The sequence below is a fragment of the Lysinibacillus sp. 10T31 genome, from assembly GCF_056394365.1.
On the sequence record NZ_JBFTHS010000023.1, the window covers coordinates 37,341 to 49,634 of the forward strand.

The 12,294-nt window shown below is 36.5% G+C and carries 12 protein-coding genes and 1 riboswitch; of the genes, 8 read left to right on the plus strand and 4 right to left on the minus strand.

All coding sequences use genetic code 11. The annotated features are described in order from the left end of the window. Positions 1-20: 20 nt before the first annotated feature. The gene (locus AC1DCY_RS14845; protein ID WP_477351294.1) at positions 21-599 is read right to left on the minus strand and encodes a TetR/AcrR family transcriptional regulator; all 579 of its coding nucleotides are present in this window, start codon (positions 597-599) and stop codon (positions 21-23) included. Positions 600-745: 146 nt separating this feature from the next. Here AC1DCY_RS14845 and AC1DCY_RS14850 point away from each other — a divergent pair, with 146 nt between their 5' ends. The 4 genes from AC1DCY_RS14850 to AC1DCY_RS14865 all read left to right on the plus strand — a co-directional run bounded on the left by AC1DCY_RS14850 (position 746) and on the right by AC1DCY_RS14865 (position 4,188). Next, entirely contained in the window at positions 746-916 is a 171-nt protein-coding gene (locus tag AC1DCY_RS14850; RefSeq protein WP_477351296.1) for a hypothetical protein, read from the plus strand. A 70-nt stretch (positions 917-986) separates the two neighbouring features. After that, the gene (locus AC1DCY_RS14855; protein ID WP_477351298.1) at positions 987-2,153 is read left to right on the plus strand and encodes an endonuclease Q family protein; all 1,167 of its coding nucleotides are present in this window, start codon (positions 987-989) and stop codon (positions 2,151-2,153) included. A gap of 121 nt (positions 2,154-2,274) precedes the next feature. Next, positions 2,275-2,433 (plus strand): hypothetical protein, encoded by a 159-nt coding sequence (locus tag AC1DCY_RS14860; RefSeq protein WP_477351300.1) that lies wholly within the window; start codon positions 2,275-2,277, stop codon positions 2,431-2,433. A 132-nt stretch (positions 2,434-2,565) separates the two neighbouring features. After that, positions 2,566-4,188 carry an S-layer homology domain-containing protein gene (locus AC1DCY_RS14865; protein ID WP_477351302.1) on the plus strand — a complete coding sequence of 541 codons (1,623 nt, stop codon included), beginning with the start codon at positions 2,566-2,568 and terminating at the stop codon, positions 4,186-4,188. 302 nt (positions 4,189-4,490) lie between these two features. On the opposite strand, the gene AC1DCY_RS14870 is transcribed toward AC1DCY_RS14865, so the two are convergent. From AC1DCY_RS14870 to AC1DCY_RS14880, 3 genes are all read right to left on the minus strand, one after another. Then, positions 4,491-4,919: a hypothetical protein gene (locus tag AC1DCY_RS14870; RefSeq protein ID WP_477351304.1), complete on the minus strand. Its 429-nt coding sequence runs from the start codon at positions 4,917-4,919 to the stop codon at positions 4,491-4,493. Positions 4,920-5,123: 204 nt separating this feature from the next. Continuing rightward, positions 5,124-5,411, minus strand: a complete 288-nt coding sequence (locus AC1DCY_RS14875) for a DUF2653 family protein (protein WP_477351306.1) — start codon at positions 5,409-5,411, stop codon at positions 5,124-5,126. Next, positions 5,399-5,857 carry a hypothetical protein gene (locus tag AC1DCY_RS14880; protein WP_477351308.1) on the minus strand — a complete coding sequence of 153 codons (459 nt, stop codon included), beginning with the start codon at positions 5,855-5,857 and terminating at the stop codon, positions 5,399-5,401. Before AC1DCY_RS14880 ends, AC1DCY_RS14875 begins: the two co-directional genes overlap by 13 nt. Before the next feature lie 285 nt (positions 5,858-6,142). Between AC1DCY_RS14880 and AC1DCY_RS14885 the strand changes: the two genes are divergently transcribed. The 4 genes from AC1DCY_RS14885 to AC1DCY_RS14900 all read left to right on the plus strand — a co-directional run bounded on the left by AC1DCY_RS14885 (position 6,143) and on the right by AC1DCY_RS14900 (position 12,041). Next, entirely contained in the window at positions 6,143-7,156 is a 1,014-nt protein-coding gene (locus tag AC1DCY_RS14885) for a YdcF family protein (protein WP_477351310.1), read from the plus strand. Positions 7,157-7,215: 59 nt separating this feature from the next. Next, positions 7,216-8,502: an SEL1-like repeat protein gene (locus AC1DCY_RS14890; protein WP_477351312.1), complete on the plus strand. Its 1,287-nt coding sequence runs from the start codon at positions 7,216-7,218 to the stop codon at positions 8,500-8,502. A 583-nt stretch (positions 8,503-9,085) separates the two neighbouring features. Further along, the gene (locus AC1DCY_RS14895; RefSeq protein WP_477351314.1) at positions 9,086-10,375 is read left to right on the plus strand and encodes a protoglobin domain-containing protein; all 1,290 of its coding nucleotides are present in this window, start codon (positions 9,086-9,088) and stop codon (positions 10,373-10,375) included. Between the two features lie 277 nt (positions 10,376-10,652). Then, the gene (locus tag AC1DCY_RS14900) at positions 10,653-12,041 is read left to right on the plus strand and encodes a protoporphyrinogen oxidase (RefSeq protein WP_477351316.1); all 1,389 of its coding nucleotides are present in this window, start codon (positions 10,653-10,655) and stop codon (positions 12,039-12,041) included. A 125-nt stretch (positions 12,042-12,166) separates the two neighbouring features. Next, positions 12,167-12,265, plus strand: a riboswitch (SAM riboswitch). The last annotated feature ends 29 nt before the right edge of the window (positions 12,266-12,294 follow it).

A 12,294-nucleotide genomic window follows, 5' to 3' on the forward strand; every position in this document is an offset into this window, starting at 1 on the left:
AGTGTAAAAGAGAACGTCACTTATGCGTGACGTAAATCGAGTGCATGATGTAAAAAGTCGAGGAGCTCAAGCTTTTGAAGTCTAATAGTTTCTTCTTCACTATCGTCATACAAATAAATTTGTTCAGCGGCAGATTCTACTAGACCGATTATAAGTTTAGAAGAACGTGTAGTATTTAGAGAAGCGCGTATCGTTCCTTGTTGTTGAGCGTCATCTAAGAAATGATTCATCCATTCGTAATAAGGAGCATATATATTTTCCCATTCTTTCATATGCTCAGTTTGTGTAATACCGGCATAGATAAGTGCAAATACATCTCGATATTCCTCTGTTAGAGAAAAAACAACATCTACTACTTTTTCTAGCTGCTTTGTAAAAGGCTCCTGTTTTGAAATACCATCGTTAATAGCAGCAATAATTTTCTCAACCATAACCTTTGCAATGGCTGGCATAACTGAAAGACGTGATGGGAAATAAAGATAAAATGTCCCTTGCGCGATACCTGCAGTTTTTACGATATCTGAAACCTTTGTCTTTTCAATTCCTTTTTCACGGAAAACTTCAATTGCAGCTTGAATAATTTTCTCTTCTTTTGTCATGAAATCCCTCGCTTTTAGCCTGCTTATTTAATATGTTACAAAAAAGATGAAATAAAGTCAAAGAAAAATGACTGACAATCAGTCATTGTTTTTATGTATATATGTTCTTATTTGGGGAATTTTATTCGTGAAAGGATTTGATGAAAATGGAAGAGATAAAAATTGCCCAACTAGATCAGCAACAGCTTGAAAAAATTAATGATCTAGAAAAGAACATTGGAGTGACATTAGTGGCATATGATTCTTCGACAATGCCATCACAGGGTTCGGGTGCCTTTGAGTCAAATAATAATACTCACGGCAATCATCCATCATAATAAAAATAGAAAGTCTTGCAGCAATGTGAGGCTTTTTATTTTATCTAAAAAATAGTAGGGGGTTACAATGATGCAGGATTTCTATGCAGATTTACATATTCATATTGGACGCACTTCAAGTGGACGTGCTGTTAAAATTACTGGCAGTAAAACGTTAACGTTAGCAAGAATTTTAGAAACTGCAAGTGCAAGAAAGGGACTTGATATCATCGGGATTATTGATTGCCATTCACCAGAAGTACTGGATGAAATGGCAGAGATGATAGAGAAGGGCGAACTGAAGGAGCTGGAACAAGGAGGGCTTCGATTTCAAGAAACAACACTTATTCCAGGTTCTGAAATTGAGATTTATGATCATCATTGCCATGGACCAATCCATGTACTCGCCTATTTTCCAACACTTCAACTTATGAGGGAATTTTCAAATTGGATGTCTAAACATATGAAAAATATTCATTTAAGCTCTCAGCGCATTTATTGTGATGGTCGAACACTCCAGCAAAGGGTTCATGAATTAGGTGGCCTTTTTATTCCTGCCCATGTTTTTACACCATTTAAAAGTCTCTTCGGTAAAGGGGTGCAGCGTAGTTTAACAGAAGTTTTTGACCCTCAGCTTATAGATGCGATAGAGCTTGGTTTGAGCTCTGATACTGATATGGTGAGTAACATTAAAGAGCTGCAGGCTTATACATTTGTTAGCAATTCTGATGCACATTCACTTGGAAAAATTGCACGTGAGTATCAAAAATTAAGACTATCTAATGCAAATTTTACAGAATTAAAGATGGCGCTTTATGAACAGCAGGGTCGAGCAGTAACAGCCAATTATGGCTTAAATCCTTTGCTTGGTAAATATCATCAGACTGTCTGTACAAAATGTGGTGAGCAGCTTAGCAATTTGGCCACAATTTGTACAAACTGTGAGAGCACACAAATTATTAAAGGTGTTGCAACACGTATTAAGGAGCTTTCAGAGCAAGTTACAAATAAACGTGCACGACCCCTATATATTCACCAAGTACCACTAGACTTTATTCCAGGATTAGGGCCGAAAATGATGGAACGATTAGTACAAGCATTTGGTACAGAGATGAACATCTTGCATCGCGTAACGTTAGAACAACTCGAACAAGTCGTACCTCACAAAATTGCCAAGATGATCGATTTAGCAAGAACAGGACAATTGTCAATCGAAGTTGGTGGTGGCGGAATTTATGGGAAGGTTCAACAGGAATAAAAAGAGTTCATCACAAAAAGTTGTGGATGAATTAAACGTATGCCATTTATCTTCATTCAGTGAGGACTCGGGGCTCCTCCTTTGAAGGCGGTGAGATGAATGAAGATGTGGTTCCTTTGAAGTGGATGTCCAAACATCTACTGAAATAGAAGAACTCAGTCTAAGAACGCCACGTCCTGTGGCAATTTATCTGTGCGACAGCGCCAATTACGCCAAGGAGAAAATGATAAGAGTTGATTGGAGTGGAGGCTGGGCGACTCCTTGGGGATCAGCGATATAGAGGAACGGAGGCTAAAAGCATCACTTCCCATGTTATGATGAGGAGCTATAAAGAAACAAGAGATCTTATTTCATCCATTTTTATCCAACTTGTATTAAAATAGTAATTAATACAAGTTGGAGGAGTGGGTGTATGCAATTATCAAAGAAATTCCGGTTTTTAGCAGCTAGCATTCTGACATGTCAATTAGTAGTACCAATAGGTGTAAATGCTGAAGAACAAAGAGACTACATAGCGCCAAGTTGGGTAGTTCAGGCAGATTATGTAGCACTGGGCGATTCCTTAGCACACGGTATGGATGAGGTTGGTATGATTGGGTTAGGTTACACAGATTTTGTTGCACAAGCTTTACAGCAAGATGGTTTCATCACTTCTTATAATAAGGGATTTGCCTATTCAGGCTATACAACGAAAGATGTATTAGAGGATCTACAAAATAATGTGGAAAAGCCAGTGGTAGGATTCGGTTATCAAAGTGAGAAGGTAAAGCTCCGCACATCCATTAAAGAGGCTGAAATTATTACTTTAACCGCTGGCGCCAATGATTTAATACCTATTTTAAAAGAGTCACAGACAACTGGCATTAATGCAACAGCGATGTTAAAAGCTTCCCAAGTGGCAATAAAAAATATTGCTTCTATTTTAGAAGAGATAAAAGAACTTAATCCGAATGCTCAAGTTTATGTGATGGGCTATTATAATTCTTTTCCGTACTATAGTCAGGATTTACAGAACCAATTTAAAATGCTATTAAAAGTTATGAATGCAACGATAAAAACAACTGTTGAAAAAGCGGGTGCCGTTTTTGTACCGACATACGATATTGTAGCAAAAGATATTTCAAGCTATTTACCTAATCCTGAAAATATTCATTTAAGTGAAGCGGGCTATTTAGCAGTAGCGAACGAAGCGTTTTTACCAGCGATTAAAGCAAGTACGTTATGGGATGTATCAAAAACGATCGAAGCAAAGATGAAAGATAGTACAACTGTTAAAATAAACTGGCTGGAAGCGACGGATAATGTAGGTGTCACAAGTTACAATGTGTATGTAAATGGTAAGCTAACATTTACACAAAATGCTGAGACACCGACGATAACTTTGGATAATTTAACTGAGAATACAGCATACACAGTAGCTGTTAAAGCGGTTGATGCGTCCGGTAATGAAAGTGTACAAAGTCCAACAGTTACTTTTACTACTGGAAGAACTTTAAGCTTTCCTGATATAGAAAAGAATTGGGCAAAGGGGTTTATATTGAATGCAGCTGAAGCGGGTATTATGAACGGTTATCCAGATGGTACGTTTAAGCCTGAGCAATTTTTAACTCGTGCAGAGGCCGTTTCGATGCTTGTTAGAAGTCTCGGTTTAACGACGAAGGAACAGGCACCATTTACAGACATTGCAAGCTATGATGTCGGAACTCAGTCAGAAATTGCAGCAGCTTATGCATATGGGCTAACTAAGGGGATGGATGGGACGTTTAACGCAGGGCTTCCAGTTACTCGCGCTCATCTAGCAGTAATGCTTAATCGTGCTTACGAATATCAGCAAAAGCAACCTTATGTGGCGAAAGGGAAAGCTCCATTCTCTGATATTGCCTCTTACGATGAAGAAACAAAACATGCAATCACTATGTTGTATGAACAAGGTATTATTATAGGTAGTGAAGGGGGATTTGCACCCGAGGCTCCTACAAAACGTGGCCATGCAGCGAAAATATTTATAAATTTTAATAGTCTATTAAAGAAATGAAATCATTTAAGGTAGAGGTTGTGGATAGAAACCTCTACCTTTAGACTTATACATATGTTACTTTTAATTCGATGAATATCTAGTACAGTTTAGGCACTAATCATGCCAAGTTATAATTGTAATAATGCTGAAGTGAAAATTAATCAAAAGGAAAATGGGATGCTGTCATTGGCTTGATGCCATGTATTTTGCAGTAGTGAGTTTAATTCCAACAGGTGTTGAGACGGGACTGTATCCTACTAGTGATTTTTCAAAGGTATTTACGATGATTTATTTAACTTCTTTCAGCAAGTCTCCCACCTCTATAATTGGTGAGAAGAATGCGGGTTTAAGTTACTTTTCAGTTGGTGTACAAACACCGCTGAAATAGAGGAACTCAGTCTAAGAACGCCACGTCCTGTGGCAACGACTGAGTGACCAACATCATGTTGTGATGCTGTCGCTTCGCTTTCGCACAGACAAAAACACGTTGCTGCCGCTGCGTTAGCACTACGCTTTCGCACAAAAAACATCTGCTGCTGCCGCTTCGCTTTCGCGCAAAAAACATTTGTTGGCCCAAAGCCTCCGGCGGATGTCACGGAAATCGGAAAGGAGTTCTTAGGGGATGTTAACCTAAACCATCGCATCCATGCGATAACGGCTAACTGACCTGCATCGGTAAAAACGCCACGTCCTGTGGCATTACCGAAATGACCGACATCGTGTCGGCCCTCGTGCAGGCCTAAGCACAAAGCGGATTCCGGACGCAATTATGCCGAGGCATAATTGATTTATTGGTACAGGCGTTATGTTTATTACGCTAATAATGCTCGGCCGATCAATAGTCGATTTTTCGATTGAGGAAGAAAAGAAAGAACTAGCAAAAAAAGTCTTGGTAATTAATAAAGCAGATCAATAAATCTCAAAGATTTATTGATCTGCTATTCTTTACTTATTTACGATAGTTTAGCAATAATGCCTTCCTCAGCGTCTAAGACTAGTTCGATGCCTGTTGAAAATGGATCACCATGTAGGACGTCTTTAATCCATACACGTAATGCGCCAATCATTGCGGCTGTATTGAACATCTCGATTTGACCATTAACTTCAACTTCTGCACCAAAGCCTGTGTCATCATCGTATGTTAGTTCTACAAATACATCCTCAGGGCGAATGTTTTTATAGTAGGCCTGTGATAAGCAAATTGCATTAATAACATCTTGCTCATTAATTATTTGTGCCATTGTGCTTCCTCTTTACGTTTTTTATCTTTAAACATATTAACAATTTTTACAACTACCATTACGATAACCATGATAGCTGCAACGTTTATTAATAAGCCTAAAATATTACCAAGCATACCCATACCACTGAAAAGACCTCCGAATAATAAACCAGCTAAGCCACCAAGCATTAAGCCTTTCATAAGGCCACCGGAGAAGAAGCCACCTTTCTTAGCTGTTGAATCTGTTTTGTTTGTATTGTTTTTATTTGTTGTTGCATTATTTTGGTCTTTAGTTTTATCCTGAGATTTTTGGAAATTTGAGTTATTGTTATTGTTAGAGAAACCTTTTTTACCTGACTTATAGGATTTAGCTTCTGCAGTTGGTGTATCTGAGATGAATAATGTTGCACCAACAGACGCAAACATAAGTGTCGCTGCAAAAATAGCAGCAAGAATTTTTTTCATTACTTGTATTCCTCCAATATAATTTTTAGTTTTGTCATAAACTAATTTTACATGAACCATCTTGAAAAACAAAATAAACGCTTCCATCAATTTAGATATATCAATAAATTTGAACAAGAAGTGTCAGTACTCATCACTAAATATTGGACATGCCTGACTTATAAGTATGCCTTATATCGATGATTGTAGTAGAGGTTGGGCGCCGCTCCCCTTTCATAACGGAATCAATCCCCCGTTATGATGATAAGCCTTAAAAAGGGTATATAAAAAGCAAGGAGAGAGACGATGATTTCAACATTAGCACTATTAATTTTAATTTTTTTACTGTTTTATATAACGGAAAAAAGACGTTTTCTTAATGCAGTAATTCTTGGCCTTTTAGGGTTGTTTATTTTAAGCACAATAATTAGTCATCCTGTATTTCTCCCAAATGAGCAGGGGATTGTGTCGAAGATGGGTATAGTCATAATACTAGGAAGCTTCCCGAGTATGATGTTTATTTTATCGATAGCTACGTTTTTTAATAGTAAAGTTTTACTTGAAAAAGAAGGCCGTAAAGTTCGTAATCTATTGTTAGCTGTTTTTGGCTTGAGTTTTTTTATCATGATGATTTGGTATGTATTTGTGATTTTTACGAATATTGACCATGAAATTTGGCATATTCTTTTCTTCTATGCGTTTTTGGTTTTTGGCTATACAATGTTTTTATACACAAGCATAATGGCCTATGCCACTCTTTATCATTTTACGCCGATTCTTTATGAGCCTAACTATATTATTGTGCTAGGGTCAGGACTAATTGGAGATAAGGTGCCACCACTTTTAGCTAGCCGTTTAGACGAGGCAGTAAAGCGATTTCGAAAATATGGAGAACGACCTTACATTATAGTCTCAGGTGGACAGGGGCATGATGAAAAAGTATCAGAAGCATATGCCATGAAAAAATATATAGTTGACGAACATCAAATACCAGCCCAAAAAGTCTTAATGGAAGATCAATCGACAAATACTGAACAAAATATGGCATTCTCTAAAAAAATTATGGATAAGCATGCTCAAGGAAAGAAGTATCGATCCATATTCGTAACGAATAATTTTCATGTTTTTCGTGCAAGTATTTATGCCAAAAAGGCGAAGCTTGATGCACAAGGCGTTGGTTCGAAGACTGCCTTTTATTATGTGCCTAATGCATTTACTCGTGAATTTATCGGATTATTAGAAATGTATAAATGGATTCATGTTACTGTCTTTTTGTTCATTACATTGTTCATTGGATTAATCTTAAGAGCATATGTGTAACCAATTTAGAACTGTCTTCCATATAATAGTGGCAAGATAGAGTGCAAGGGGGGAAATGAATGTATGGGCAAATTTTAGCAAAACAAAATAAAGAGCGAATTGTATCCCTACAAAAGCTCACGCAAACACAAGATACATGGTTTGCGCAAAACATTAATGTAATAACTGTCGAACAAGTGCAATTAGCGACCTTGCACAAAATACTATATCAAGTTGTGCAAGGACTGTTGAAAAAGAAACAACAACGACACTTACAAATTATACATCCAGAACAGACAAAGTCAGTACAGGAGAATGTGCTAACGCTTTTAGCTGAATATGATGATTTACTGCGTGATGCAATTCCACTCCCTATTTATATTTTTATTTGGCAAATTTCTTCACTGGAGAGGTTATCCAATTGTAATGAAGTTGTTGATGATGTACTTGATATATTGGAATGGTATTTTATTCACCAAAATGAACAAGTTGCGGCGTTTGACGAAGAAGATCTAGATCATGAAGTAATCATTGACTTATACAAAGATGCCATCGAGGAACAGGATGCCGATGCACAATTTCAGCTTGGAGAATATTATAGTGCAATTGACGGCGAATATTTCCAACCAGAAAAGTCAGTAAAGTGGTTTGAGTTAGCCGCATCTCAAGGAAATGCCGATGCACAATATGCACTTGGTAATTTTTATTTTGAAGGTCTAGGTGTTCAAGAAAACTATAATAGAGCTTTTTTACTGTATGAGGCTGCAGCAAAGCAAGGGCATCCAGATGCTGCAAATAATTTAGCAGATATGTATTTTAACGGTGAGGGAGTACCAGAAAATTTGGTACTTGCGAAGAAGTGGTTCGACTTCGCTGCACAACAAGGTGTGGCAGAGGCTATGTTTACCCTCGGAATTATTTACGAGCAAGGATTAGGAATCGACAAAAATGAGGAACAAGCACGTAGCTACTATAGAAGATCTGCTGAAGCAGGCTATGTCGAAGCTCAATACAGGCTTGGAGGAGTCTATTTAGAGGGACGGTTAGGTCAACCTAAAGATGTGAACCGTGGATTATATTGGTATGAAAAAGCTGCAGAGCAATATCATGTCGATACCTTTTATGATTTGGGCTATATTTGGAGCCAAGGCTTAACAGGTATACGAAATATTGAAAAGGGTATTCATTGGTTTAAACAGGCTGCTCTTCAAGGAGATTCGGAAGCTAAATTACAATTAGGGCATATATACAATAAAGGAGAAGGAATAGCTAGAAATATTAAAGAGGCTATAAAGTGGTATGGACTTGCAGCAGATGCAGGAAGTGAAGAGGCTGCAATTTTACTACAAGAATTGAAAGGGATTTAAGTATTTTTTATTAAAAAGTACTAGGTGTTTGGATTCGATTATTAACAATTTATATATAGGTCTTAAGTTTTTGTTTTAGTATGTTGTACAGGTGTATATTACTACGAAGAACTGATTGTAAAAATATTAATATAATAAGCGGTAATTACTGCAAACTAAAACAAGGAAAAAATAAGCATAAAAAAACAGAGACGATGTAAATTGGCTACCTAAAAGTATTGTGGTAGCTTTTTTACTGTTTTAGATCATAAGTAAGATAACAGGGACTTTTTATACAATTTTAGGGAAAAAATGTATATTCAAAAATTGACAGCTATTTATAAAATGTATAATGTATATGAGTGATTTTGAAAGAGTAGTTAGTAGCAATAGCTAGTAATATGGTAACCATTTTTAGCTGATTGTAGCCCGTAACAGAAATCAGCATTATAAGTAACCTGAATGGATAATAATGGTTAACTAACATCCTGATGGCTTATCACCAAAAGTTTGGGATGAACCTTCCTAATCTATATTTTTGGTGGACGGAATTAGATTTTTCTCAGCTTTTTCAAAAGTACACGGCATGAAAGAGGGTAAATGTGTGATTTTTCAAAAACAGAGAAAGACAACTGCGTTAGATTTAGAGCAATACATTGTAAAAATGGATTTAGCGAATTGCCATTCAATAAAAAAGCAAATTGATTTACTTAAATTGACAAAGCGGGATTTACAATATTTAAAAGCCTTTCAACCTTTTGTAGAAGGCGATATTGATAATATTGTTAATCGATTTTATGAAATGATTGGAACTGAACGTAGTTTAGTAGATATTATTAATAGACATAGTTCCGTGGAGAAGCTGAAAATTACATTACGACGTCATATTATTGAAATGTTTAATGGTACGATTGATGATGAATTTTATCAAAGACGAATTAAAATTGCTAAAGTGCATGTCCATATCGGGCTTAAAACACAATGGTATATTTGCGCCTTTCAAGATTTAACAGCATCATTTATTGACCTGGTTGAAGAACATATTAATCATCCAATGGATCAGCTTAATACAATTCGAGCTATCTCGAAAATTTCCAATTTTGAGCAACAGTTGGTTTTAGAGGCGTTTGAGCACACAATTGAGCAACTTCATGAAAAAATGGAACGTAGAAAAGAAGCGATAGAGCAAGAAATCGTAGAGTCTTCGGAAGGTCTTGCCACAATATCTCAGGAAACGAACAATTCATTTCATCGCTTAAGTGGACAATCAGTTGAGATTAAACAACTAGCGAAAAAATCACTTCAAGTGTCGACTATGGCTGAGAGTCAGGCATTAGAAGGTCGTGAACGGTTAAAGAGTCAATCGCAAAATATGAGTAATATTATATACTCACTTGATGATATAGCAGAAAATATTGCACAGTTGACAGATATGTCAAAGGAAATGGAATCGATTATGAATGTTGTAACAAATATTGCTAATCAAACGAACTTGTTGGCTTTAAATGCGGCAATAGAAGCGGCTCGTGCTGGAGAAGCGGGTAAAGGCTTTAGTGTTGTTGCAGATGAAGTACGAAAACTATCGATTCAAACAAAGGAATCTGTCACATCGGTAGCGACGTTACTACATAAAACGAATGAGCGAACAGATAAACTTGTTCTTTCTCTTAGTAATATTCAAGAAGAGGTAGCCTCTGGTGAGGAAAATATGGTTCAAACGGAAGGACAATTTACTAATATATTAGAAGCTATGACCGAGGCTAAAGATCAAAATGGTCGGATGGAAAAAGAAGTACAAGCAATAGCAGAAGTACTAAGTGAATTAGGTATTGCCTTTAACGAAGTGAAAAATTCAGCTGGAAAACTAGCTAGCTTTGCACAAAATTTAAATTAATTTATAGATAAGCAAAAGGCGAAGAAAATTGTTGTTTCCTTTTTTTTAAGCACTACACACTTAAGGTTCAAATAACACTATATCAACTGTTAATATATAATTTCCGTTAAGTAGATAAAAGCCTCTAGCGAATATATGCTATACGAATGTAAAAAAATGGAGCTATCCAATGCGTTGGATAGCTCCATTTTTGCTAAATTTGTAAAGGGTTTAACGTAATTTTCGATTAAAAAAGTTTATACTAAATAGAGAACTAAAAATAGGGGCGGTTAATAATATGAAAACAGTTGTTGTATTAGGTGGCGGAATTACTGGATTGTGTACGATGCATTATTTACAACGCCAAGTTCAGGATAAAAACTTAGATATAAAACTTGTACTTGTTGAAAAAAATACATACCTTGGTGGCAAGCTTCACTCTGCATATGAACAAGGGTTCATCATGGAAACAGGAGCGGATTCTATTGTAGCGCGTCATAAAGGTGTCATGGAGTTAGTAGAGGAACTAAATTTCGAACAAAATCTTGTGTATAACGAAACAGGTATTTCATATATTTACACAAATAATGAGCTACATGCCATCCCAGCAGACTCAACATTCGGAATTCCTATGAGCTTACAATCTCTTGAGGAAAGCACGCTTGTATCAGAGGAAGGTAAAAAAGAAGCATTAAAGGATTTAACAATGCCAAATGAAAGATTTACAAAGGAAAGCTCGATTGGGGAATTTTTAACGTATTATTTAGGCGAGGAGCTTGTTCAAAACCAAATAGCGCCTGTACTTGCAGGTGTATATTCTGGAGATTTAAATCAACTTTCAATTGCTTCTACTTTACCGTACTTAATCGATTACAAAAACGATTACGGTAGTATTATTAAAGGCTTCGATGCAAACAGGGAACAATTTGTGAAAGCCGCCAATAAAAAATTTATTTCATTTAAAAATGGTTTATCTTCACTAATTGATCGACTTGAAGAAACGTTAACGGATGTAGAAATTATAAAAGGGATTGCCACTACTAGTGTTAAAAAGCAGGAGAATCTATACGCTGTTACGTTAGCAAACGGTAAAATGATTGAAGCGAATCATGTTGTATTGGCACTGCCAAATGAAGCGGTACAAAGCTTATTGCAGGATGAATCTTTGAACTGTTATTTTGAACAATTTAATACTGCATCCGCCATTACGATTTATTTAGGATTTGATGTACCCGATAATAGATTACCAGCAGATGGAACAGGCTATATTGTGTCACATAATTCGGATGTTATATGTAATGCAGCAACGTGGACAAGTCGCAAGTGGAAACACACCTCAGCAGAAGGGAAATTACTGGTGCGACTTTTTTATAAGAGCATTAACCCTGAGTATGAGAGATTGCGTATGATGACAGATGAAGAGTTAGCAGCTGTTGCTCTAGAGGATGTAAGAAAAAGCTTGGGGATTGAGGAAAAACCAACTGTTGTTGACGTAACAAAATGGATCGACCAGATGCCGAAGTACGACTTGGCACATCGTGAAGCGTTGCAAGGTCTCTTACGAGAGCTCGAGAAAAACTATCCAAATTTATCAATAGCGGGATGCTCTTATTTTGGAGTAGGCATAGGTGCATGTATTCAAAATGGTAAAAAAATTGGTCAGGAGCTTGTAGAAAAGCTATCGTAATTGTTTGATATAAATCAAAATATTATAAATTTCGTAAAAATTATCCTTCGTTCAGTGAAATAGTCTTGACTCTATCGTTCGTAAACGATATGATTCTTTTAATTATTTAAAAAATTCATACTAAATTCTTATCAAGAGAAGCAGAGGGACTGGCCCTATGAAGCTTCAGCAACCAACTTATTGTCAGGTGCTAAATCCAGAAGACCGTGTGTCGAAGATGAGAAGGAAAACAATTACGAAACGTAAAAGCCTT